This is a genomic window from Bradyrhizobium sp. SZCCHNS30572, from assembly GCF_032484415.1.
GTDB lineage: Bacteria > Pseudomonadota > Alphaproteobacteria > Rhizobiales > Xanthobacteraceae > Bradyrhizobium.
This window is the reverse complement of the sequence record NZ_JAUESY010000002.1, coordinates 222,970-244,486: the sequence shown is the minus strand read 5'-3', so window position 1 is coordinate 244,486 and position 21,517 is coordinate 222,970. Positions and strand designations below refer to the sequence as shown.

Annotated in this window: 24 protein-coding genes; 9 read left to right on the top strand and 15 right to left on the bottom strand. The window is 65.8% G+C overall.

All coding sequences use genetic code 11. The features are described 5' to 3' along the window. Positions 1 to 49: 49 nt before the first annotated feature. A complete protein-coding gene (locus QX048_RS06105) occupies positions 50 to 820 on the bottom strand; it encodes a gamma-glutamyl-gamma-aminobutyrate hydrolase family protein (RefSeq protein WP_315750873.1) in 771 nt (256 codons plus the stop codon). Between the two features lie 234 nt (positions 821 to 1,054). On the opposite strand from QX048_RS06105, the gene QX048_RS06100 reads away from it, so the two are divergent. After that, entirely contained in the window at positions 1,055 to 2,203 is a 1,149-nt protein-coding gene (locus QX048_RS06100) for an AI-2E family transporter (protein WP_315711522.1), read from the top strand. Between the two features lie 18 nt (positions 2,204 to 2,221). Here the strand turns inward: QX048_RS06100 and QX048_RS06095 are convergent, their stop codons facing one another. The 4 genes from QX048_RS06095 to QX048_RS06080 all read right to left on the bottom strand — a co-directional run bounded on the left by QX048_RS06095 (position 2,222) and on the right by QX048_RS06080 (position 5,733). Beyond that, positions 2,222 to 3,391, bottom strand: a complete 1,170-nt coding sequence (locus QX048_RS06095; protein WP_315827178.1) for a M20 aminoacylase family protein — start codon at positions 3,389 to 3,391, stop codon at positions 2,222 to 2,224. Between the two features lie 161 nt (positions 3,392 to 3,552). Beyond that, positions 3,553 to 4,101, bottom strand: a complete 549-nt coding sequence (locus QX048_RS06090) for a phosphohydrolase (RefSeq protein ID WP_315827179.1) — start codon at positions 4,099 to 4,101, stop codon at positions 3,553 to 3,555. A 37-nt stretch (positions 4,102 to 4,138) separates the two neighbouring features. After that, positions 4,139 to 4,441, bottom strand: a complete 303-nt coding sequence (locus QX048_RS06085; RefSeq protein ID WP_315711517.1) for an antibiotic biosynthesis monooxygenase family protein — start codon at positions 4,439 to 4,441, stop codon at positions 4,139 to 4,141. A 68-nt stretch (positions 4,442 to 4,509) separates the two neighbouring features. Beyond that, positions 4,510 to 5,733 carry a GGDEF domain-containing protein gene (locus QX048_RS06080; protein ID WP_315827180.1) on the bottom strand — a complete coding sequence of 408 codons (1,224 nt, stop codon included), beginning with the start codon at positions 5,731 to 5,733 and terminating at the stop codon, positions 4,510 to 4,512. Between the two features lie 390 nt (positions 5,734 to 6,123). On the opposite strand from QX048_RS06080, the gene QX048_RS06075 reads away from it, so the two are divergent. Next, positions 6,124 to 8,223 carry a LamG-like jellyroll fold domain-containing protein gene (locus QX048_RS06075; protein ID WP_315827181.1) on the top strand — a complete coding sequence of 700 codons (2,100 nt, stop codon included), beginning with the start codon at positions 6,124 to 6,126 and terminating at the stop codon, positions 8,221 to 8,223. A gap of 96 nt (positions 8,224 to 8,319) precedes the next feature. On the opposite strand, the gene rpsI is transcribed toward QX048_RS06075, so the two are convergent. From rpsI to QX048_RS06060, 3 genes are all read right to left on the bottom strand, one after another. Next, the gene (gene rpsI / locus QX048_RS06070; protein ID WP_172109671.1) at positions 8,320 to 8,802 is read right to left on the bottom strand and encodes a 30S ribosomal protein S9; all 483 of its coding nucleotides are present in this window, start codon (positions 8,800 to 8,802) and stop codon (positions 8,320 to 8,322) included. A gap of 1 nt (position 8,803) precedes the next feature. Beyond that, a complete protein-coding gene (gene rplM / locus QX048_RS06065; protein WP_315711511.1) occupies positions 8,804 to 9,268 on the bottom strand; it encodes a 50S ribosomal protein L13 in 465 nt (154 codons plus the stop codon). Positions 9,269 to 9,426: 158 nt separating this feature from the next. Further along, the gene (locus QX048_RS06060; protein ID WP_315827182.1) at positions 9,427 to 9,855 is read right to left on the bottom strand and encodes a PaaI family thioesterase; all 429 of its coding nucleotides are present in this window, start codon (positions 9,853 to 9,855) and stop codon (positions 9,427 to 9,429) included. A 70-nt stretch (positions 9,856 to 9,925) separates the two neighbouring features. Here QX048_RS06060 and QX048_RS06055 point away from each other — a divergent pair, with 70 nt between their 5' ends. The 3 genes from QX048_RS06055 (at position 9,926) to QX048_RS06045 (ending at position 13,080) form a co-directional block, all read left to right on the top strand. Continuing rightward, positions 9,926 to 10,747 (top strand): enoyl-CoA hydratase, encoded by an 822-nt coding sequence (locus QX048_RS06055; RefSeq protein ID WP_315750868.1) that lies wholly within the window; start codon positions 9,926 to 9,928, stop codon positions 10,745 to 10,747. Between the two features lie 239 nt (positions 10,748 to 10,986). Further along, the gene (locus tag QX048_RS06050; protein WP_315711509.1) at positions 10,987 to 11,571 is read left to right on the top strand and encodes a CoA-binding protein; all 585 of its coding nucleotides are present in this window, start codon (positions 10,987 to 10,989) and stop codon (positions 11,569 to 11,571) included. Positions 11,572 to 11,796: 225 nt separating this feature from the next. Continuing rightward, entirely contained in the window at positions 11,797 to 13,080 is a 1,284-nt protein-coding gene (locus QX048_RS06045; protein ID WP_316200383.1) for an O-acetylhomoserine aminocarboxypropyltransferase, read from the top strand. A 330-nt stretch (positions 13,081 to 13,410) separates the two neighbouring features. On the opposite strand, the gene QX048_RS06040 is transcribed toward QX048_RS06045, so the two are convergent. After that, positions 13,411 to 13,605 carry a hypothetical protein gene (locus tag QX048_RS06040; RefSeq protein ID WP_315827183.1) on the bottom strand — a complete coding sequence of 65 codons (195 nt, stop codon included), beginning with the start codon at positions 13,603 to 13,605 and terminating at the stop codon, positions 13,411 to 13,413. 318 nt (positions 13,606 to 13,923) lie between these two features. On the opposite strand from QX048_RS06040, the gene QX048_RS06035 reads away from it, so the two are divergent. Further along, positions 13,924 to 14,262, top strand: a complete 339-nt coding sequence (locus QX048_RS06035) for a hypothetical protein (protein ID WP_315750861.1) — start codon at positions 13,924 to 13,926, stop codon at positions 14,260 to 14,262. Between the two features lie 111 nt (positions 14,263 to 14,373). Here QX048_RS06035 and QX048_RS06030 read toward each other — a convergent pair whose 3' ends face one another. After that, a complete protein-coding gene (locus QX048_RS06030) occupies positions 14,374 to 15,006 on the bottom strand; it encodes an RraA family protein (RefSeq protein WP_315711505.1) in 633 nt (210 codons plus the stop codon). A gap of 129 nt (positions 15,007 to 15,135) precedes the next feature. On the opposite strand from QX048_RS06030, the gene QX048_RS06025 reads away from it, so the two are divergent. Together QX048_RS06025 and QX048_RS06020 are read left to right on the top strand one after the other, a co-directional pair. Further along, complete coding sequence (locus tag QX048_RS06025) at positions 15,136 to 16,035, top strand: LysR family transcriptional regulator (RefSeq protein ID WP_315711504.1); 900 nt, start codon at positions 15,136 to 15,138, stop codon at positions 16,033 to 16,035. A gap of 171 nt (positions 16,036 to 16,206) precedes the next feature. Further along, complete coding sequence (locus tag QX048_RS06020) at positions 16,207 to 17,115, top strand: amino acid ABC transporter substrate-binding protein (protein ID WP_315827184.1); 909 nt, start codon at positions 16,207 to 16,209, stop codon at positions 17,113 to 17,115. 174 nt (positions 17,116 to 17,289) lie between these two features. On the opposite strand, the gene QX048_RS06015 is transcribed toward QX048_RS06020, so the two are convergent. From QX048_RS06015 to QX048_RS06000, 4 genes are all read right to left on the bottom strand, one after another. Continuing rightward, positions 17,290 to 17,613 carry a transcriptional regulator gene (locus QX048_RS06015; protein WP_315827296.1) on the bottom strand — a complete coding sequence of 108 codons (324 nt, stop codon included), beginning with the start codon at positions 17,611 to 17,613 and terminating at the stop codon, positions 17,290 to 17,292. Positions 17,614 to 17,643: 30 nt separating this feature from the next. Beyond that, the gene (locus tag QX048_RS06010; RefSeq protein WP_315827185.1) at positions 17,644 to 17,844 is read right to left on the bottom strand and encodes a hypothetical protein; all 201 of its coding nucleotides are present in this window, start codon (positions 17,842 to 17,844) and stop codon (positions 17,644 to 17,646) included. A gap of 4 nt (positions 17,845 to 17,848) precedes the next feature. Beyond that, on the bottom strand, positions 17,849 to 18,142 hold the full coding sequence (locus QX048_RS06005) for a BrnT family toxin (protein WP_315827186.1): 294 nt from the start codon (positions 18,140 to 18,142) through the stop codon (positions 17,849 to 17,851). Between the two features lie 703 nt (positions 18,143 to 18,845). Next, entirely contained in the window at positions 18,846 to 19,934 is a 1,089-nt protein-coding gene (locus tag QX048_RS06000) for a COX15/CtaA family protein (RefSeq protein ID WP_315827187.1), read from the bottom strand. Positions 19,935 to 20,036: 102 nt separating this feature from the next. On the opposite strand from QX048_RS06000, the gene QX048_RS05995 reads away from it, so the two are divergent. Next, positions 20,037 to 20,258: a DUF2842 domain-containing protein gene (locus QX048_RS05995; RefSeq protein ID WP_315711497.1), complete on the top strand. Its 222-nt coding sequence runs from the start codon at positions 20,037 to 20,039 to the stop codon at positions 20,256 to 20,258. Here the strand turns inward: QX048_RS05995 and QX048_RS05990 are convergent, their stop codons facing one another. After that, on the bottom strand, positions 20,259 to 21,320 hold the full coding sequence (locus tag QX048_RS05990) for a polysaccharide deacetylase family protein (RefSeq protein WP_315827188.1): 1,062 nt from the start codon (positions 21,318 to 21,320) through the stop codon (positions 20,259 to 20,261). It lies immediately after the preceding gene. Positions 21,321 to 21,517 lie beyond the last annotated feature (197 nt).

Here is a 21,517-nt window from a genome sequence, read left to right as displayed (position 1 = left end):
GTCTCTGCAGCTTCGTCTGCCGTTTTGGAAACCCGGTTCAGCCCCGACGTCAGGATGACAGATGCCGCTTCCTCACCGCCTCACCGAACGCCTCGAACAGCTTGCGATTGATCGGGTTCTTCTGCGGGTCATATTCGGCATGCCATTGCACGCCGAGCGCAAAGGATGGCGCGTCCGCGATGCGGATGGCCTCGATGGTGCCGTCCTCGGCGATGCCCTCGATCACGACGCGGTCGCCCGGCTCCAGGATGCCCTGACCATGCAGCGAATTGACCTTGATGCTGTCGCAACCGAGGATGCTGGCGAAGGCACCGCCCGGCGCGAGCCGCACCTCGTGGCGATCGGCGAACACGACGTTGGGATCGGGATGGATCTCGCCGTTCTCCAGCCTCGGCATGCGGTGGTTCATGCGGCCGGGAATTTCGCGAATCTCCGGATGCAGCGAGCCGCCGAAGGCGACGTTCATCTCCTGCAAGCCGCGGCAGATGCCGAACAGCGGGATGCCTCTGGAGACGCAGGCTTCCGACAGCTGCAGCGCGACCTCGTCGCGATGGACGTCGTAGGGCTCGTGCTTGAGGCTCGGCTCGGTGTTGAAGCGGGTCGGGTGCACGTTGGCGCGGGCGCCGGTCAGCACCACGCCGTCGACGACATCGAGCAGCGCGGCGATGTCGGTGATCTCGGGAACGCCGGCAAACATCAGCGGTAGCGCGCCCGCGACCTCGGCCACGGCGCTCAGGTTGCGCTCGCCCACCATCTGCACGGTGAACCTGTTCTCGACGCGATGGCTGTTGCCGATCACGCCGACCACCGGACGTTTCATTGTTTTTGTTTCTCTCCCCTCTTATGTGGCCGTTGGCGGCCGCGTCCGCCAGTGTGGCAGGCACAAATCATGCCTGCGTCGCACGGCAGGATCAACATATGGCCACGCGGGTCCCCAATGCCAATTCCGACACCCCCGCAAGCGTCCTGCAGCACCCCGCTTCCCCAAGCCTGTGCTTGATCCGCCAGCCGTTTTCGCCAATGTGTGGGGGCCGATCAGCACAGAGGATGCCTCATGACCGCCCCCGCCGACCCACGCCTCCAGGCCCGCAGCGACCTGGCCTGGGCCATTGCCGTGGGCGGCATCGGGGTAACCCTGTTCATGGCCGGCATGGCCTTCACCTGGTATTACGCGGCTGCGATCTTCCTGTTGTTCGCGGGCATGCTGCTCGGCGTCGCGCTCAACGCGATGACCAGCCTGCTCGGCCGCGTGCTGCCCTGGCCGCATCCGGCGCGGCTCGTCATCGTCTGCTTGGCGCTCGCGGCCGTGCTCGTCGGCATCGTCTTCCTCGGCGGCACCACCATCGCGGACCAGGCCAAGGTGCTGAGCGATACGATCAAGTCGCAGCTCGGCAACATCAAGGGCTTCCTCGACCGCAACGGCATCGACACCAGCTTCTTCGACTTCAACGCCGCGAGCACGGCCACTGCCGCGCCTGATGGCGGCTCGACCACACCGACCCAGACGCCGTCCCATGGCCTGCCGGGCGGCCTGCCCTCGCCGAGCGCGCTGGCCTCCTCCGGCGGCGCCATCGTCAGCCAGACCTTCAAGCTGCTGCTCGGCACCGTCAGCGCCGTCGGCAACTTCTTCATCGTGCTGTTCCTGGGATTGGCCTTCGCGGCCCAGCCGGCGGTCTACCGCAGCGGATTGCTTTTCCTGGCGCCGGCGAAGTACCGGGACCAGGCCACCGTGATCGTGGACCGCATCAGCTACACGCTGGAACGCTGGCTGATCGCCCAGATCACGACGATGTTCGCAGTCTTCCTCGTCACCTGGATCGGCCTCGCCATCATCGGCGTGCAGAGCTCGTTCATCCTGGGCATCCAGGCCGGCCTGCTGGCGTTCATTCCGACCGTCGGCGCGATCATCGCCGGCGTCATCGTGGTGCTGGCGAGCCTCGCCTCCGGCTGGGTCGCTGCGGTCAGCGCCTTCGTGCTGTTCCTCGGCGTGCACGCGATGGAGAGCTACGTGCTGACGCCGCTGATCCAGCGCCAGGCGCTGGACATCCCGCCGGCCACGCTGTTTGCGTTCCAGATCCTGCTCGGCATCGTGTTCGGCGTCTGGGGCCTGACCCTGGCGCTGCCGCTGATGGCGATCGCCAAGGTCATGATCGACTATTTCAAGAGCGACCGCCGCACCGAGGACGCCGCGGCCGCGATCTGAGGCCCGGTCAGAGCCCGCTCAGCCGGCCGGCATCGCGGTCTCGACCAGCTTGGCCCAATAGCTGATGCCGTGCGGGATCACGTCGTCGTTGAAATCATATTCCGGGTGATGCACGCCGGCCCCATCGCCGATGCCCATGAAGACGAACGCGCCGGGCCGCGCCTGCAGCATGTAGGCGAAGTCCTCGCCGCCGAGCCGGGGCGGCATGTCGGTGATGACCTGTTCCGGCCCGACGACGCTGCGCGCCACGTCGGCCGCGAACGCGGTCTGCTCCGCATGGTTGATGACGACCGGATAGCCCCATTCGTAGTCGATTTCCGCCTCCACGCCCATGCCGCTCGCGAGCGCCGTCACCAGGCCCTTGAAGCGTTCGTCCATCAAGCGGCGGATGTCCTCATCGAGCGTGCGCACGGTGCCGCCGATGACAGCGGTCTGCGGAATGATGTTGTCGGCGGTCGTCCCCGCGTGAAAGCGCGTGATCGACAGCACCGCACTTTCGACCGGATCGACGTTGCGCGCCACGATCGTCTGCAGCGCGGTCACGATCTGCGCGCCGGCGATGATCGGATCGACGCATTTGTTCGGCCGCGCGGCGTGGCCGCCGAGGCCCTTCAGGCGCACCTCGAAGGTGTCGGCGGCGGCCATCACGGCGCCGGCGCGCGTCGCGACCGTTCCGAGCGGCAGGCCCGGCGCATTGTGCAGGCCGTAGACCTCCTCGATGCCGAAGCGCTCCATCAGGCCATCCTCGACCATCGCACGGCCACCGGCCCCACCCTCCTCGGCCGGCTGGAAGATGACGATGGCCGTGCCGGCGAAGTTGCGCGTCTCGGCGAGATAGCGCGCCGCGCCCAGCAGCATGGCGGTGTGGCCGTCATGGCCGCAGGCGTGCATCTTGCCGGGAATGGTGGACTTGTGCGGGATGTCGCTGACCTCCTGCAGCGGCAGCGCGTCCATGTCGGCGCGCAGGCCGATCACCCGCGGCGACGACTCGCGGCCGCGGATGACGCCGACGACGCCGGTCCGGCCGATGCCGGTGACGACCTCGTCGACACCGAACGAGGTCAAGAGCTCGGCGACGCGCCCGGCCGTCCGATGCACCTCATATTGGAGCTCGGGATGCTGGTGGAAATCGCGGCGCCAGACCTTGGCGTCTTCCGCCAGCTCGGCGGCGCGGTTGATGATCGGCATGACGGAGTTCCAGAAAATGGGGAGCACGTCATGGCGACGCGCATGTCATCCCATTGCATGTCGGGCCACGGCAAAAGACAAGCGCTATCAGCACATGCGATGCTGCGCAGCCTGCATTGCCGCGGCGACGCGGCCGCGCGAAACGCCTGAGCTGATCCTGCTTATGATCGAAGGCTGCGCAGCTCGCGCGCGAGGTTGGCCCGCGCCTTCTGGTCGAGCGCAGCGGCAAAGCCCGCATCCGGATAGATCACGGGGCGCCGCGCGAACCGCTCCAGCACCGCCGCGCGCCCGGCTCGGTATGCGTCGTCCGGCACATCAGCATATTCGCGCCGGATCGCATCCGCATAGGCGTCGTAGCTGGCCTCGTCGGCGCCGAGAATGGCGAGATCGATCGAGACGAGCAGCGCGCCCAGCCGATCGTCGGGCGCGACATCGTGCGTCCGGGTCAGCCGGATCAAGCGTCCGACCTCGTCGCGCAGCTCGGGCGCGACGTGACGCTCGGCAAGGATGGCGCTCTGCTCCTCATTGTCGGACCGCGTGGGATCATACACGGCGTCGTGCCACCAGATCGCCTGCGTCAGGATCTCGCGCTCGCGGACGCTGAGGTCCGCGACGCGATCGAGCTGGTCCAGGCAATCCTGGACGTGGCGAAGATCGTGGTAGTGCCGTCCCCCGGCAGAGTAGGCTTCGACCAGATCGTCATGCGTCATGTTGTGTTCCGTGGCGGAGCAGCGCTGACGCGCGGCCTCAGCCGGCCGAGGTCAGCACCGTCTCGGTGTGCTCGACATCCGGAGGATTGGCAAAATACTGCCCGACCAGGCCACGCCATTCGGTGAAGTTCTCCGAGCCGCGGAAATCGACCGTGTGGTTCTCGAGCGTTTCCCACTTCACCATCAGGCGGTAGCGCTGCGGCTTCTCGATCGATTTGTGCAGCTCGAAGCCGTGAAAGCCCTTGGAGCGGCCGAAGGCGGCGCGTGCTTTCGCGACCGCGGCCTCGAAATCCTTCTCCGTGCCCGGCTTGACGTCGATCTGGGCGATTTCCGTGATCATGTTCTGTCGGCCTCCCCTGGTGTGGGCCGCTTGTCTAGCCCAGACCTCGGGAGAGCGAAAGCCGCACCTCAGCTGGACAACACCGCCTCTCCCGACTGCGGCAGGCTGGCAGCCGCGGCAGCGCGCTGGCGGCGGTAGCGGTCGAGCGACAGCGGCAGCTCCGCCGAGGCCTCGACCCGGTTGCGACCGGAGCGCTTGGCCTTGTAGAGCGCGGTATCGGCGGCCGCGAGCAGCACGTCGAGATCGGTCCCGCCCGGCCCGCCGGAAACGCCGATGCTGACGGTGGTATCGACCGGCTTGTCCTCGCACACCACGCCGGAGGCCGCGAACGCCTCGCGGACACGCTCGGCGGCGACCATGGCCTCTTCGATGGAACAGGGCAGAAGTGCTGCGAACTCCTCGCCGCCGATCCGGCCCGAGAGATCGGTGAGGCGTAGATTGTTGACCACGACGTTTGCGAACAGCTTCAGGACCTCGTCGCCCTCGGCGTGACCGAAGCGGTCGTTGATCGACTTGAAATGATCGATGTCGAAGATCAGCACGCTGACCGGGCGCTGCTCGCGCGCCTCGCGCTCGATCAGCTGCGCGCAGGACTCGGCAAAGCCGCGGCGGTTGAGCAGGCCCGTCAGCGGGTCGGTGGTCGCCGCGCGCTTGTGGGCGCTGACGATGCGCTCGGACACCAGCATGAAGATCACGAACACGGTGCCGACCGCATACAGCACGAGTTCGATCGAGAAGATCGTGACCCAGGCCGCGGCGAAGGCGCCGTCGGAATCGCGCAGCATGTTGCCGAGCAGGATCGGCAGCATCAGCACGAAGCCGTGCATCACCGGCACGATCAGCGCCGGCCAGCGCTTGTGCAAGGTCCGCCGCCGCTCCTGCCACAGCTCGGCCGCGGTCAGCATGGCGTAGATCACGACGATCGCGGCGCCGATCGTCAGCCGCAGCGCCTGCGCCGACGCATCGAGCAGCATGCCGCTGGCGATCCAGACCGTCGCGCCGAGCACGAGCCCGGGCACGCTCGCCGGCTTGCCGTGGAACACGCGCGCGGCGTTCCACACCATGGCAGTGGCGATCAGGCCGATGGAGCTCAGGAACAGCGACACCACCTCGCCGTAGAGCTCGCCGATCAAGGTCCACAGCGCGATCGCGACCGCGCCGAGGACGTAGGCCGCGCCCCACCAGCGCAGCGCCGGCGTGTTCTCCTGCCGGCCGAAGTGGAGCAACATAGCGCCAAGCAGCGCTGCGACCATGGTCGCTACGATGTCGAGCGTCATGCTATCAAGCGCCATCGATCACCTCGGTTGCTGCGGCGGCGCGGGAATTCAGGGTTAGCGCGGCCTTATCGCGATCAACCTAGCGGGCGGTTTGTTGGAAAGAGGTTTGCCTGGGATACCAAGTTTTCTCGAAAAGCTCGGCACAACTCGTCAGCAAATTGCTGCGCAAGAAATCTGCAAACAGGATTCAAAAATGCCGGGGCAATCCGCGCGACCGCCCGCCCTGATTGTACACGGCACAGCGTCATTCATTGATAGTTGTGCGCCCCATCGTGCGGAATCAATGGTTTCCCGTCCTGCGGCGAACACTCATCGAAACGATAAGAAACCTTCTCAAATTTGAGATCATCTCTCCCTAACACATCCCGACCGCGGCGCGATCCGCCGCTCGAGGTGGGGACAAGGATGTCTTTCGACGACGATTCATCGAACAACAAGGCGGCCGCAGGCGATCATCCGGCGCGCGACCCGCAGCCGGCGCAGGGCGTCGATCGCCGCACCCTGCTGCGCAATGCCATGGGCGTCTCGGCGCTCGGCCTCGGCGCCAGCCTGCTGCCCGGCCAGGCGGCGCACGCGCATTGGCGCATGCACCGTCACCATCGTCACGTCACGACCAGCTTCGCGCTCGCCGTCCTTCCCGATACGCAGTTCTACTCGCGCTATGCGACGTCAGAAGAAGGCCAGTCCTATCAGCGGCAATATGGCAGCACGCCCTACCCCGCGCAGACGCAGTTCATCGTCGACAACGCCGCGAAGTACCACATCCCGTTCACGATCCACCTCGGCGACGTCGTCGACCAGTCCAAGCATCCGCAGCAATGGGCGGTCGCCGATGCCGCGATGAAGCTCTTAGAGAACGCCGGCCGGCCGTATTCGGTGCTCGCGGGCAATCACGACGTGCTTTCGGCGCTGGAATTCGAGAACGCGGCGAGCCAGGGCGCGGGCACCGATGCGCAGCGCGGCGCGTCCGAGCCTTATCTCACATGGTTTCCGACGAGCCGCGCCGCGAAGCAGCGGACCTTCCTGGAGCGGCATCCGAGCGGCTGGCACGAGGCGCATGTGTTCCATGCCTGCGGCGTCAGTTTCATGGTGCTGTCGCTGTCGTGGCGCGCCTCGGACGACGCGATCGCCTGGGCGCGCAGCATGATCGCGCGGCATCCGATGCTGCCGGTGATCCTCGCCAATCACCAGTTGCTGAACATCGCCAATGACGGCACGAGCCCGCTCGAGGTCGCCTACGGCCAGTACCTGTGGGAGAAGCTGATCCGCAGCAACGACCAGATCTTCATGACCCTGAACGGCCACTATCACGGTGGCGCGCTGCTGACGAAGATCAACGACTTCCACAACCCCGTCCACCAGATGGTGGTCGACTATCAGATGGCCTATCAGGGCGGCAACGGCCTGATGCGGCTGTACGAGTTCGACTTCACGGCCAACAAGATCGACGTCGCCTCGTTCTCGCCCTGGGTGGTCGAGAAGCCGAAGGACAGCCTGAAGCAGTTCGACCGCGCCTGGCTGTCCGAGGACAATCACGCGTTCTCGATTCCCATCGACTTCCACCGGCGGTTTTCACGCTTCACCAATTTCTGCCATCTGCCGGCCTTCGCCGGCACGCCGATCCTGCCGCGCCTCAAGCAGGATCTCTACGCCAACTACACCGAGGCGCCCGAACCGGTGGTGGTGCCGCCCGCGAACGAGCAGGACTATCCGCTCGTGGCCGAGACCGTTGCGCATTGGCGGATCACGTCGTCGGCGATCGGCAGGGCCGTGGCCGCCGGCACCGCGCTGTCGGACCTCACCGCCGCCAACCCGATGCAGCGCGCCACGCTCGCGGGTGCCGCCCAGGTCGCCGACGTCGTCTTCACAGCCGACAAGCATCGCCTGTCGTCGGCGCCGGGCAGCGTGCAGTTCCTCAACACGACCAAGCAGGGCGCCGGCCGCTTCAGCTGGTTCACGACCGCGGCCAACGCGCCGATCAACGCGGCAACGTTCGCATCCGGCTACACCGTCGAGGCCTTCATCAAGATCGATCCGAACTGGAAGGCCGCCGATCACGCCTGGTGCAACATCCTGACCCGCTTCGGCAACCGCGGCTGGCTGCCGGGCTATGCCGGCGGCGATCCGGAGTCACCGCCGATCCTGTTTGCGATCTCGAACCTGCGCGAGGTGCAGTGGGAGGTCGTGCCGTCGAGTTCGACCCGGCAGCCGCAGACCGACTGGTCCGGCGAGATCATGCTCGACACCTGGTATCACCTCACCATCGTCAACGATCCCGCCGACAATTCGACCGTGCTCTACATCGAGGGCGCGCCGGTCGTGCGCAGCGTCATCGGCGGCAACGGCATCGCCTCGACGGCGGCGTCGCAGCCCTGGGCACTCGGCTGCGGCTGGTGGGACCGCGCGCCGTCGGACGGCTTCATCGGCAGCATCGGCGAGGTCCGCGTGGTGTCGAAGCCGCTGGCGCCGAGCCAATGGCTGACCGCGCGCCGCGCCAGCGCCTGACCCGCGCAAGCCTGCGTCAAAAGCAAGACGGGCGCCCGCGAGGGCGCCCGTTCGTATTTGAAGCTGATGGATCCGGACCGAGCCGGAGCCAGGCGATCAGCGCTTCGAGAACTGGAAGGAGCGGCGGGCTTTGGCCTTGCCGTACTTCTTACGCTCGACGACGCGCGAGTCGCGGGTCAGGAAGCCGCCCTTCTTGAGGACGCCGCGCAGCTCCGGCTCGAAATTCGTCAGCGCCTTGGACAGGCCGTGACGGACCGCACCGGCCTGGCCGGACAGGCCGCCGCCGGCGACCGTGCAGATCACGTCGTACTGGCCCTTGCGGGCGGCGACGACCATCGGCTGCTCGATCATCATGCGCAGCACCGGACGGGCGAAGTAGACCTCGATGTCGCGGGTGTTGACGGTGACCTTGCCGGAGCCCGGCTTGATCCAGACGCGGGCGACCGCGTCCTTGCGCTTGCCGGTGGCATAGGCGCGGCCGAACTTGTCGACCTTCTTCTCATACTTCGGAGCGTCGGGAGCCGTGACGGCACCCTTGAGCTGCGACAGCTGATCGAGAGACTGGATGCTTTCGGCCATCTTATGCGGCCCTCGTGTTCTTGCGGTTCAACTTGGCGATGTCGATCTTCTCGGGGTTCTGCGCTTCGTGCGGATGATCGGGTCCGCCATAGACACGCAGATTGCCCATCTGCACGCGGCCGAGCGGCCCGCGCGGGATCATGCGCTCGATGGCCTTCTCGATCACGCGCTCGGGGAAGCGGCCCTCGAGGATCTGGCGCGCGGTGCGCTCCTTGACGTGGCCGACATAGCCGGTGTGCTTGTAGTACACCTTCTGCTCGCGCTTGCGGCCGGTCAGCACGGCGTGCGCGGCATTGACGATGATGACGTTGTCGCCGCAGTCGACGTGCGGCGTGTAGATCGGGAGGTGCTTGCCGCGCAGCCGCATGGCGACCAGCGTGGCGAGACGGCCGACGACCAGACCCTTGGCGTCGATCACGACCCACTTCTTCTGGACCTCGGCCGGCTTTGCCGAAAAGGTTTTCATGAGAGATATCCGTGACAGGGAGAATGCGGCGCGGGTGACGCACCGAACTGGTCGCAGCTTCTAGAGAAGCGGCCTGCATTCGTCAACGCCATCGGCGTCAAATTAATGCAACAAAAACAGTAGCTTGCAAATATGGTGCAATAATACCCTCGAAAACCCTACGCATTCGGAATGGAATAGGTCGCCGTGACATGGGCGATCGGATCGGGCGATTCCCCTGACAGCAGCGTGACTTCGCCGACCGCGAGCCGCTTGCCGAGCTTGAGCAGCCGCGCCTCCGCCAGCACATCGGCGCCGGCCGCGCCCTTGCGCAGGAAGTTGATGTTGAGATTCGTGGTCACCGCAAGACCGACCGGACCGATCGCCGACAAGAGCACCACGTACATCGCGAAATCGGCCAGCGCCATCAATGTCGGCCCGGAGACGGTGCCGCCGGGGCGCAACATGCGCTCATTGAAGCGCTGGCGCATCCGGCAGCTCTTGCCGTCGGCGCTCTCGATCGAAATGTCACCGCCGGTGCGGAACGCCTGGGGAAATTCCGCGTGCAGGAACGTTTCCAGCTCCGCGATGGTCATCTTCGCCGTCATCTCTCCCCCTGCTCTCGTCGTTGCTCATCTGTTACATTAGCTGCATCGATGCGCCCATATGGAAATCGCAATGTCCGTCCCTGCCCTCGCCGACGCCGCCGATACGCCGATTCTGTTGCGCGAGATGGCGGGCCCCGTCGCCGTGCTCACGCTCAACCGCCCGGCACAGCGCAACAGCCTGTCGGAGCCGCTGATCGCAGAGCTGCATCGGGCCCTGGCCGAGATCGGCGCCGACAAGGCCGTGCGCGCCGTGGTGATCGCAGCGAATGGCCCTGCGTTCTGCGCCGGCCATGACCTCAAGGAACTCACCGCGCATCGCAGCGAGGCCGACCGCGGCCGCGCCTTCTTCGCCCGGCTGATGAACGCCTGCAGCGCGATGATGCAGGCGATCGTGCATCTGCCCAAGCCGGTTGTCGCGTCCGTGCAGGGCATCGCCACCGCCGCCGGCTGTCAACTGGTCGCGAGCTGCGATCTCGCCGTCGCCTCCGAGCGCGCCTCGTTCGCCACGCCCGGCGTCGACATCGGCCTGTTCTGCTCGACGCCGATGGTGGCGCTGTCGCGCAACGTACCCCGCAAGCAGGCGATGGAGATGCTGCTGACCGGCGAGCCGGTTCCCGCTGTCCGCGCCCGCGAATTGGGCCTCGTCAACCGCGTGGTCACGGCCGGCACGGAACGCGACACCGCGATTGCGCTGGCACAACAAGTGGCGCGCAAATCGGCCTATACGATCAAGCTCGGCAAGGAGGCATTCTACCGCCAGGCCGAGATGAGCCTTGCCGACGCCTATCGCTATGCGGCAGAGGTGATGACGCAGAACATGCTCGCCCGCGACGCCGAGGAAGGCATCGGCGCCTTCATCGAGAAGCGGACGCCGAATTGGCGGGACGAGTGAAGCTCGCCCTGCTCTCTCCTTCGTCATTGCGAGCGCAGCGAAGCAATCCAGAGTCCCGCTCGAGCCCCTGGATTGCTTCGTCGCAAGTGCTCCTCGCAATGACAGAAACTGAAACTGGCTCGTCATTCCGGGGCGCCCGGAGGGCGAGCCCGGAATCCATAACCACGATCGGGAGTATGGATTCCGGGCTCGTGCTGCGCACGCCCCGGAATGACAGCAACTAACAGATTGCACCGCTCATGAATCACGACACCTATCCCGACGACTACATCCGCGGCATTCTCAACGGCGTGAAGGTGATCGCGATGGTCGGCGCCTCGCCGTCGGAGATCCGGCCGAGCTTCTTCGCCTTCAAATATCTGGTGCAGCGCGGCTACGACATGATCCCGGTGAACCCCGGCCATGTCGGCAAGAGCCTGATGGGCCGCCCCTTCGTCGCCTCGCTCGCCGACATTGGCCGCCCGCTCGACATGGTCGACATCTTCCGGAGCTCGCAGCACATCATGCCCGTCGTCGACGAGGCGCTGAAGCTCTCACCTTTGCCGAAGGTGATCTGGATGCAGCTCGGCGCGCGTGACGATGCGGCGGCCGAAAAGGCCGAGGCCGCTGGACTGAAGGTCGTGATGAACCGCTGCCCCAAGATCGAATATGGCCGGCTGTCGTCGGAGATCTCCTGGATGGGCGTCAACTCGCGCACCATCAGCGCCAAGCGCGCGCCGATCCCGACGCAAGGCATGCGGCTGTCGCTGAACCGTACCAGCGTCGGCGGCGGCACGACGGCCGCGGCCGACCGCGCCGCGAAGGACAGAAGCGATCCCGCCTGACGCATCTGCGAAAGGAACGTGTCGCGACGACGGCGCGACACAGCAGCGCATTTCAAATCGGAGCGATCGGCGCCGGCAGCCTTGACGCCATCCTGGCCGCTGGCAAATGTCCTCCGCCGGGATGACGCGGAGGCGCACGATGCGCGCTATCGACACCGTCTCCCATCATCGATCCCTGCGCCAGCCGGCGCCGGCGCGCAACGGATCAAGCCAAGAGGAAACACCATGACCGAACGTCCCCCGGGATTTGCCACCCTTGCCATTCACGCCGGCGCCCAGCCCGACCCGACCACCGGCGCGCGGGCGACGCCGATCTACCAGACCACGTCGTTCGTGTTCAACGATGCCGACCACGCCGCCTCGCTGTTCGGGCTGCAGGCATTCGGCAACATCTACACCCGCATCGGCAACCCGACCAACGCCGTGCTGGAGGAGCGCGTCGCCGCGCTCGAGGGCGGCACCGCCGCGCTTGCCGTTGCCTCAGGCCATGCCGCGCAGGTCGTGGCGCTGCAGCAGTTGCTGTCCCCCGGCGACGAGTTCATCGCCGCGCGAAAACTCTATGGCGGCTCGATCAACCAGTTCACGCATTCGTTCAAGAGCTTTGGCTGGAACGTGGTGTGGGCCGACACCGATGACGTCGCGAGCTTCGAGGCGGCGGTGAGCCCACGCACCAAGGCTGTATTCATCGAGTCGATCGCCAATCCCGGCGGCACCATCACCGACATCGAGGCGGTCGCGCAGGTGGCGCGCAAGGCGGGCGTGCCGCTGATCGTCGACAACACCTTGGCTTCGCCCTACCTGATCCGCCCGATCGATCACGGCGCCGACATCGTGCTGCACTCGCTGACCAAGTTCTTGGGCGGCCACGGCAACTCGATCGGCGGCGTCATCGTCGATGCCGGCACCTTCGACTGGGCCGGCAGTGGCGATAAATATCCGATGCTGACGCAGCCGCGACCGGAATATCACGGCATCCGGCTGCACGAGACGTTCGGCAATTTCGCCTTCGCGATCGCCTGCCGCGTGCTGGGCCTGCGTGATCTCGGACCGGCGTTGTCGCCATTCAACGCCTTCATGATCCTGACCGGCATCGAGACCCTGCCGCTGCGCATGCAGAAGCACTGCGACAATGCCAAGGCGATCGCCGAATATCTCAGCAAGCATCCCGGCGTGGCCTCGGTGAACTACGCCGGCCTGCCCGAGGACAAGTATTACACGCTCGCCCGCAAATACTGCCCGAAGGGCGCCGGCGCCGTGTTCACCTTCTCGCTCAAGGGCGGCTACGACGCCGGCGTCAAGCTGGTGTCGAACCTGAAGCTGTTCTCGCATCTCGCCAATGTCGGCGACACCCGCTCGCTGGTGATCCACCCGGCCTCGACCACGCACAGCCAGCTCGACGACGCCGCGAAGATCAAGGCCGGCGCCGGCCCCGACATCGTCCGCATCTCCGTCGGCATCGAGGACAAGGAAGACCTGATCGCCGACCTCGAGCAGGCGCTGAGCGCGTAAGGCGCGTTTCGCTCCACGGATCGCGCCGCGCGTCGACATGCGGCATGACGAGCGCATCTCTCGCCACGTCATGGCCGGGCTTGTCCCGGCCATTCATGTCTTTGCCCCGGCAATGACGACGTGGATGCGCGGGCCGTCGCCGCGCCGAAGGGGCTTCGGCCCCGCAGGCGGGAAAAGCCCGCGCATGACGAACAACTGACAGCTGAGGCAGCAAGCGGCCCCGAAAACAAAGAGAGCGCGGGCGGCCCCCTTGGGCTTCCGCGCTCTCCTTCGTCCCACGGCCGGGCCGTTGCCGGCTTCTCGGACCGCGCCCTCGTTAACTCCAGGTGATCATCTCATCAGCTGCAACAGGCGCGCGTGCATCTGGCCGGCCAGAGGCAGCGCGGAGGCCGCGATCAGCCGGCTCGCCGACAGCGCCTGCAGGCCGGCGGCGCGCTCGTCGATGGCAGCGAGTTCAGCGTTGACTAAGCCGGTCCGTGATTGGAGATTTTGGCGCGCCGACGCCGAAAACATGATCACCGACATGCTCGAAACCTTCTGGTCTGAGACTCTGATGAAATGCAGCAGAGATTTTCGCGCCCGGACGCAGCGGCCGGGCTGCATTCGGCCGACCTTCAAAATCGCCGGCGGCAGTAAGCTTGCACCCGCAGAACTTAACAAAAGCTGAAAATGCCCGTCCTTCTACGGATGATTGCAGCCAACCGTCGGATGCCGGAAGGATTTCGTTAACCATACCCGGCTCATCCTGCCACCCGTGGAATCGCCTTCCGGACCCGCGTGAAAGCAGCGGTGGATGTATCGCGAAGCGCCGATACCACCCGAACAGAAGTCGAGGAGAGCAGGATGCGAACGTTGGTGATCATGATGCTGCTGGCGGCCATCGCGGCGAACGGCGTCGTGCTCGCAGCCGACCTGCCGGCCGTCCACGACAAGATCGTGCACACCAAGGCCCGCCGCGCCGTGAGAGCGCCGCCGCCGACGGTCGTCGTCGTCAGGGACCAGGACTCGCTGATCTCCCCGATGTGGCCCTCGACGCCGCTGCTGTTCGGCCGCCAGGAGCTGCCCGGCTATTACGGCCGCGCCTTCTCCTACGACTACCAGGGCCCCTATTACGGCGGCGAAGGCTATACCAACTACATGTTCCGCCTGCCCTACGCGTGTGGCGTGTATGGGTATTGCTGAGCGGGGTGCCGTTGGCATGCAAGTAGCCCGGATGGGCGAAGCGACATCCGGGACGACGAGGACGAGGTCCCGCATACCGCCAAGGCTCGTACGGATGACCGCAATAGACGCCTATTTTGCGTAGGCACCGCCATAGCGCCCTGCGCGGATGCTCGCCAGGATTTCGGCTTCACGCTGCTCCTGCGCGCGGGCGGAGGCGAGCAGTTCGGGTGCGATCGCCGGCGCGAAAGCGACCACTCCGTCGGCGTCGGCAACCACGATATCGCCTGGCGTGACGATCATGCCGCCGATCGACACCGGCACGTTGATCTCGCCGGGACCGTTCTTGTAGGGGCCGCGGTGATTGACCGCACGCGCGAACACGGGGAAGTCGGACTTCATCAGCACGCCGGAGTCCCTGATCGCACCGTCGACGACGATCCCGGCCGCGCCGCGTTCCCTCGCGATGGCGGCGATGATCTCGCCGACCAATGCCCGCGTCTCGTTGCCGCCGCCATTGACGACGAGGACGTCGCCAGGCGTGATGAGATCGAGCGCGCGATGAATGAAGAGATTGTCCCCCGGCGCCGTATTCACGGTCAGCGCGATCCCGGCCATCGGCGAGCCCGTATAGAATGGCCGTAGACTGGCTGCACCAGGCAGCCGCTGAAGGTTGTCACTGATCACGGCCGTGGAAACGCTCTTGAACGCGGCGACGACCGCCGCATCGATCGGCGCACCAGGCTGCGCTTGTCCCTCACCCATTCTCGCTCCCCGTCTTGCACAGTCCAGAGCGTCGCTCGATGGCGCGCCGCCTCGGCGGTGTAGGACTCGCCTTGAATTCAGAAAACCGATAAATGGAGATATCGATCCATCTCTTTTTTGAATGCGAACATGGTCACCCTGAAGCAGCTGGAAGCTTTGAACTGGATCGCGGAGCTCGGCACGTTCGAACGCGCCGCAGCCAAGCTGAACACGACGCAATCGGCGATCTCGAAGCGCATCCAGGAGCTCGAGGCCTCCGCGCGCGTTCCGCTGTTTGATCGCAGCCAGCGCGGGGCTCGCCTGACCGAACGTGGCGAACAGATTCTTGCTCTTGGCCGACAGATGTTGGCGTTGCAGGACCAGATCCTGGAGTTGAAGGACGGCCGGCAGTCACCGGCCCGCCGCCTGCGGCTTGGGGCGACGGAGCTGTCAGCGCTGACATGGCTGCCGCGTCTGGTTTCGGCGATTCGCGAAGCCCATCCGGCGGTGATGATCGAGCCTGAAGTCGAAACCTCCCGAAGCCTCTACGATCGGCTGATCGAGGGCAGCCTCGATCTCGTCGTCATCCCGGACGTCTTCTCCGACCCGGAGGTGACGTCGGTGCGGCTTGCCGAAGTGCAGAACGTGTGGACGGCGCGCCCCGGCCTGGTCAGAGCGCGCCGGAGCCTCGATTTCGACGAGCTTGGTCATCATACGATTCTGATGCAGGGCCGTCGCTCGGGCTCCGGCCTCTTCGTCAACAAATGGCTCGCGGCCAACGGCGTCTCGTTCAAGCGCGCCATCTCGGTCGACAATCTGACCGCGCTGGTCGGGCTCGCCGTGGCCGGCCTCGGCATCAGCTATCTTCCGCAACGCTGTTTTCGTCCTCTCTTCGAGCAGAAGAAGCTGGTCATCCTGCCCGTCAAGCCGACGCTGCCGGCCGTGCCCTATGCGGCCATGTATCGCAACGACAGACCCTCGGCCTTCGCGGCCGCCGTAGCGGAGCTGGCGCGCCAGACCTGCGATTTCGGCCGTCAACTCGAAGGTTAGACCGGGCAGGTGAACCCGGCGACGACGCCCGGCGCGGCGATCCATCACTTCCAGGAATGAGAAATAAGGCGGTTTTATCCCTTTTCATCCAGGCCGGACGCAGCGAGGCTGCATCACCGCTGCGCGGGCAACGCTGCACGCGCGAAGAGGGTTGCTGCGAGGAGAGGCTTGATGCGCATTTGGGGACTTCTGCTGACGGCAGCGCTCGCTGCAAACGCCGCCGGCGCCGAGGAACTGACGGGCACGCTCCAGAAGGTCAAGGAGACGAACAGGATCTCGATCGGCTTCCAGGAATCGTCGGTGCCGTTCAGCTATCTCGACGGCAACCAGAAGCCGGTGGGCTACGCGCTCGACATCTGCGCCCGGATCGCGGATGCGGTCAAGAAGGAGCTGGGGCTTCCTAACCTCACGATCGAAACCGTTCCGGTGACGTCCTCCAATCGCATACCACTGATGACGAACGGCACGATCGACCTCTTGTGCGCCTCCACCACCAACAACACCGAGCGCCAGAAACTCGTGACCTTTGCCAATACGCACTTTCTCAGCGCCACACGCTATGCGGCCAAGAAATCGCTCTCGCTCCAGACGATCGACGACCTCAGGGGAAAGACGGCCGTCGCGATCGCCGGATCGACCAACATCGCCCAGCTGAACAAGGTCAATGTCGAACGCAAGCTCGGCATCAACATCGTTCCTGCCAAGGACCAGGCCGAAGCGTTCCTGATGCTGGAGACCGACCGGGCTCAGGCCTATGTGCTCGATGACGTCCAGCTCGCGGTCGCCATCGCGCGGTCGAAGGACCCGGCGGCGTACATGATCAGCGCCGACGCATTCTCCAAGCCCGAACCTTTCGGCATCATGCTGCGCAAGGACGATGCGCCGTTCAAGGCCATCGCCGATCGCGTCACGGCCGAGCTCTATCAGAGCCCCGCCATCGACGTGCTCTACAAGAAATGGTTCGAGTCACCCGTGCCGCCCACCGGGATCAACTTCAACTACCAGATGCCCGCCGCTTTACGCGCGGCGTTCAAGTCGCCCAGCAGCAGTCCCGACCCGGACGCGTATGCGCCCGATTGAAGCCCGCGGTATCCGTGCCAACGGCAACGGCGGAGACAGCCTCATCCGCCGCGGTCGCCTGCGACGGACGGCCCTCGGCTATTGCCAAGATCAGCGGCGGCGTTCGAGAAGTCGTATTCGTTCTTCATTGGTTGAGAGCAGCTGTGATCTTGTTGATCCGCGCGCGCCAGTAACTCACTCCGCGGCCACGACGCGCACGTCGAACTGCACGCCTGTCTCTGCCCGCAACACGCCGATCACGCCAAGCAGGTTCTCGGCCGTGGGATTGCCGGATGGCCCTAACATGCGCATCGGGCTCTTCGACGGCCGGCCAAGCGCCTTGCTCGGTGCCTCGAAGCCGATCGTTGCGTTGATATACGCACGCAGGCCGGCGCGGCAGTCATCGACCTCTCCGCGCGGCAGCGCACTCACGGCTTCCTGGAACAACGCCTCGCGAAACGCCGGATCGCGGTCCGCGCGCGCCCGAACCGTGTCGCGGAAGTCTGGTCGCGAAGGCATCATGAGGTGCTCGCATAAACTCCCAAAGAGCTATTTCGCAGCCTCCATCCGCTCAATATCCTCCTTGAGAAGCGTGTTGACCAATTCGGTCAACGATACGCCCCGCGCGCTGGCCAGCCCGGTCAGGTGATCGAGCACATCAGGCTCGAGATGCACCGGAGGCAGCATTCGCGCGCCCTTGCGAAAGAACTTGCCGCGTTCGGCGTTCGAGAAATCGTATTCATCCTTCATCGGATCACCCATTCTCGTAGGAGCGGATTTCGCGCCGGGTCGGGCGACGGACAGAAATGATGCGGATCGCTGCGCGGTCTGCCGATAGCTCCGTGTACGCATGCACGACCAGCAGTAGCTCGTGAGCAATATTGCGTCCCATCGTAACCCATCGTTCCTCGCCTGCGCCAGATCCGTCATCGAGACGCGAGAGCGCCAACGGATCGCCGAAGATGCTCATCGCCCGCTCAAACGCAACGCCATGCTTGCGCAGATTGCTCTCTGCCTTGGCCGGATCCCAATCGAACTCGAATTGCATGGTCCGCCCCACCCGGTGATGTCCGCGACACGCCACGCTTGCCAAACGACGCAAATCAGCTTATGTTCTCTTTTTGTTCCTGTCCAGCCGAGGGGCGCTTCCGGATCGTCCAGTTGCGTAGGGCAGGAATGCGGTGGACGTGGCGGGCCGTGCGCGGACGAAAGTTCGCGCGGACGAGCGATCCGTCACGGACGGCGAAGTCGCGTGGTCCTGGCGCCCCGACGCTGGCGCTAAGTCTCGTGTCGGTGCTCAACGCATCGCGCGAGATGACGGGGGCAAGAGAGCCCGGTCCCCGGGGAGATCGCGTATAAGCGTTAAAACCATCGCGCGGGGAAGGCCGGATGTATCAGGCCGTACCTGTGGTGACCGCCGCGTGCTCTTTTCTTTGCACGCGGGCCATGGGTGCCGGCCAGGCATCCGGCCTTCCCTGCGCCCTCGCGTGTTTCGAGGGTGAAACGACCGGCAGAACTCGGCGTGATGGCGCGCGAGGAAGAGGATGTTTGTCTTCACATCATTGCGCAGCGTGCGTAGTCACGCTTGTTGGCTTGCGCGAATGTCTCTCCACCGTCATTCCGGGGCGTGCGCAGCACGAGCCCGGAATCCATTTTCCAGCGTGTCTCGCGGCTCAATGGATTCCGGGCTCGCCCTGCGGGCGCCCCGGAATGACGGCGGAGGTCGCTGCAACAGCGAGCGCGAGAACGCCCTACCCCGCCTGCCCGGCCGCCACGGCCGTCCGCGGCACGGCGACAACAGCGACACGTCGCGGCGACAGGCGCTCGGCCTGCAGCACGGCGAACGTCAGCACGATGATGGCCGTGCCCTGATGCAGCAGCGCGAGCGAGATCGGAACCAGCGCCAGCAGGGTCAAGATCCCAAGCACGGCCTGCACCAGGATCGCGGCGAGCAGCCGGTGCGCGCCGCGCACCACGTCGCGGCCGACGCCGGCACGCATCACGTCGAAGGCGTGCCAGGCTGCCAATGCCAGCAGCGTGTAGGCGGTCATGCGATGCATGAACTGCACCGTCAGGTCGTTCTCGAACAGATTGATCCACCACGGCGAATGGATCCACAGATTGGCCGCCTTCGGGATCAGGCCGCCGTCGATCTCCGGCCAGGTGTTGTAGACGAGGCCGGCGCGCAGGCCTGCCACCAGCGCGCCGAGATAGAGCTGCACGAAGGTGACGCCGACCAGCACCCAGGCCGTCAGCCGCAGCCGCGCCGGCACCTCGGCCTCCTCGCGCGGCGCGAGCCGCCGCAGCGTCCAGACGATCGACGCATAGATCAACAGCGCCAGCGAGAGGTGCGTCGCGAGACGGACCGGCGCCACCTCGGTGCGCTCCGTGAGGCCGGAGGCCACCATCCACCAGCCGACCGCGCCCTGCAGCGCGCCGAGGCCGAAGATCAGCCACAGCCTGCGGCCGAGCGGCCCGGAGACGGCGCCGCGCCACAGGAACCACAGGAAGGGCAGCAGGTAGACCATGCCGATGACCCGGCCGAGCAGCCGGTGGCTCCACTCCCACCAGAAGATCGTCTTGAATTCGTGCAGGGTCATGCCGGCGTTCATCTGCCGATACTGCGGAATGGTCTTGTAGGCCTCGAAGGCGTCGGTCCAGGCCTGCGCGGACAGCGGCGGCAGGGTGCCGGTGACCGGCTTCCATTCCACGATCGAGAGCCCGGATTCGGTCAGCCGCGTGGCGCCGCCGACCAGCACCATCAGCGCGATCAGGCCGGCGACGGCGAGCAGCCAGATGCGGATCGCGGCGAGATCTCGTGTGCGGGGAACCGTGGTCATGGACGTTGAACGCTCGATTGAACCGGGGCTGACAGGCCCTTATAATCCCGGGGAAATCGCGCGCAAGCCGCGCCGCCCCCAGCCGAGGCTGACAATCCCGTCATGACGATCCGCACCCGCAAACTGATCGGCGCCGTCGCGCTGCTCCTGCTCGCTTTCGCCTGGTCGATGATGGGCATGGTGATGGCGCAATTCCCCCTGATCGCCAATTCCGGCTGGCTGCAGGCGGTGTATTACGTCGTCGTCGGCATGGGCTGGGTGCTGCCGGCGATGCCGATCGTGAGCTGGATGCTGCGCCCGGATCCGGAGCGGCAGCAGGGCTGATCAGCCGAGATCGAGCTGGGGCGGCGGCGCGGATTTTTCCCGCGGCAGGGTGATGCCGGCCATCAGCACCTTCAAGGCGCGCAGCGAGCGCGAGCGGCCGTCCCAGGCGATCCGCGGCATCATGTGCAGATGCGTGCGGCCCTCGCTCTGCACGACGCCTGGCATCGTCGAGGCCGCGCTGACGAAGCCCGCCTGCTCGGCGAGCACGACGTCGCTGCGGCGGAACGAATAGCGGTCGCCGAACGGATACGCCATGTGCCGGACCGGGCGGCGCAGCGCCGTCTCCAGCACCGCCTTGCCCATCGTGATCTCGCGCTGGGCGTCGGCATCCCGGAGATTGGCGAGCACGGGATAGTGCACGGTGGCACTGCCGATCGTGACGTTGGGGTCGGCGGCGAGACGGGCGATATCGGCCCAGTCCATCGAGGCTTCGCGGCTCAGGACGGCGAGATCGACCGAATGGCGCGAGCAGAGGTCGCGGATCGCGATCGACAGCTCGGCCGGTGGCAGCTTGCGCAGCCACGCCGAAAGATACGCGAACAGCTCATATTTTTCGGCCGGCGTGACCACGTTGAAGCGCTGCTCACGATGATCGATCACAAGGCTGATGCGGGCCTCGCGCGCGATCACGGCCTCCAGCGCCAGCCACCAGGCTTCGCCGAGCCCATCGGGGAAGGCCGAGGGCACGTAAACGGTGAACGGCACGCCGTGGCGCGCTAGCACCGGATAGGCGTGCGTGATCAGGTCCTTCGCGGCGCCGTCGAAGCTCAGGCAGGCGAAGCGGCTGCTTTGGGGAAGGCGCACGGCGCGGTCGCAGGCCTCGTCGAGCGAGACGATGTCATAGCCCCAGCGCTTCAGCGCCCGGATCACCTTGTCGAGGAAAACGGGGGTGATCTCCACGCATTTCAGCGGCTGGAACGCGCCCTTGCGCCGCGGGCGCACGCGCTCGAACCGCAGCACGGCGCCCGCGCCGCCCGTGGCGCGCGACGCGAGCAGCGTGCCACCGCTGAAATAGGCCAGCTCGAGCCGGGCGCTGCGCAGCCACCTGTTGTCCGACGACAATTCCCGCGCCCCTTCCCCGAATCCCACTTGAAACCAGACCGTCCGCGCCCACCTGATGCGGACAGACCGTGGCGCGATCGCGTCATGATCACCGCCATCCGATGATAGCGATCGTCCGCCGTCAAGATCGCGTGGCCGCTGCCGATTTGAACAGGTCTTTGTTTGTGCCATTCCCGATTTGGGACGACGTCATTGCC

Excerpts from the sequence above, each read along its gene's own strand:
- QX048_RS06105 (WP_315750873.1), bottom strand. The coding sequence starts at position 820 with ATGAAACGTCCGGTGGTCGGCGTGATCGGCAACAGCCATCGCGTCGAG.
- QX048_RS06100 (WP_315711522.1), top strand. The coding sequence starts at position 1,055 with ATGACCGCCCCCGCCGACCCACGCCTCCAGGCCCGCAGCGACCTGGCC.
- QX048_RS06095 (WP_315827178.1), bottom strand. The coding sequence starts at position 3,391 with ATGCCGATCATCAACCGCGCCGCCGAGCTGGCGGAAGACGCCAAGGTC.
- QX048_RS06090 (WP_315827179.1), bottom strand. The coding sequence starts at position 4,101 with ATGACGCATGACGATCTGGTCGAAGCCTACTCTGCCGGGGGACGGCAC.
- QX048_RS06085 (WP_315711517.1), bottom strand. The coding sequence starts at position 4,441 with ATGATCACGGAAATCGCCCAGATCGACGTCAAGCCGGGCACGGAGAAG.
- QX048_RS06080 (WP_315827180.1), bottom strand. The coding sequence starts at position 5,733 with ATGGCGCTTGATAGCATGACGCTCGACATCGTAGCGACCATGGTCGCA.
- QX048_RS06075 (WP_315827181.1), top strand. The coding sequence starts at position 6,124 with ATGTCTTTCGACGACGATTCATCGAACAACAAGGCGGCCGCAGGCGAT.
- rpsI (WP_172109671.1), bottom strand. The coding sequence starts at position 8,802 with ATGGCCGAAAGCATCCAGTCTCTCGATCAGCTGTCGCAGCTCAAGGGT.
- rplM (WP_315711511.1), bottom strand. The coding sequence starts at position 9,268 with ATGAAAACCTTTTCGGCAAAGCCGGCCGAGGTCCAGAAGAAGTGGGTC.
- QX048_RS06060 (WP_315827182.1), bottom strand. The coding sequence starts at position 9,855 with ATGACGGCGAAGATGACCATCGCGGAGCTGGAAACGTTCCTGCACGCG.
- QX048_RS06055 (WP_315750868.1), top strand. The coding sequence starts at position 9,926 with ATGTCCGTCCCTGCCCTCGCCGACGCCGCCGATACGCCGATTCTGTTG.
- QX048_RS06050 (WP_315711509.1), top strand. The coding sequence starts at position 10,987 with ATGAATCACGACACCTATCCCGACGACTACATCCGCGGCATTCTCAAC.
- QX048_RS06045 (WP_316200383.1), top strand. The coding sequence starts at position 11,797 with ATGACCGAACGTCCCCCGGGATTTGCCACCCTTGCCATTCACGCCGGC.
- QX048_RS06040 (WP_315827183.1), bottom strand. The coding sequence starts at position 13,605 with ATGTCGGTGATCATGTTTTCGGCGTCGGCGCGCCAAAATCTCCAATCA.
- QX048_RS06035 (WP_315750861.1), top strand. The coding sequence starts at position 13,924 with ATGCGAACGTTGGTGATCATGATGCTGCTGGCGGCCATCGCGGCGAAC.
- QX048_RS06030 (WP_315711505.1), bottom strand. The coding sequence starts at position 15,006 with ATGGGTGAGGGACAAGCGCAGCCTGGTGCGCCGATCGATGCGGCGGTC.
- QX048_RS06025 (WP_315711504.1), top strand. The coding sequence starts at position 15,136 with ATGGTCACCCTGAAGCAGCTGGAAGCTTTGAACTGGATCGCGGAGCTC.
- QX048_RS06020 (WP_315827184.1), top strand. The coding sequence starts at position 16,207 with ATGCGCATTTGGGGACTTCTGCTGACGGCAGCGCTCGCTGCAAACGCC.
- QX048_RS06015 (WP_315827296.1), bottom strand. The coding sequence starts at position 17,613 with ATGCCTTCGCGACCAGACTTCCGCGACACGGTTCGGGCGCGCGCGGAC.
- QX048_RS06010 (WP_315827185.1), bottom strand. The coding sequence starts at position 17,844 with ATGAAGGATGAATACGATTTCTCGAACGCCGAACGCGGCAAGTTCTTT.
- QX048_RS06005 (WP_315827186.1), bottom strand. The coding sequence starts at position 18,142 with ATGCAATTCGAGTTCGATTGGGATCCGGCCAAGGCAGAGAGCAATCTG.
- QX048_RS06000 (WP_315827187.1), bottom strand. The coding sequence starts at position 19,934 with ATGACCACGGTTCCCCGCACACGAGATCTCGCCGCGATCCGCATCTGG.
- QX048_RS05995 (WP_315711497.1), top strand. The coding sequence starts at position 20,037 with ATGACGATCCGCACCCGCAAACTGATCGGCGCCGTCGCGCTGCTCCTG.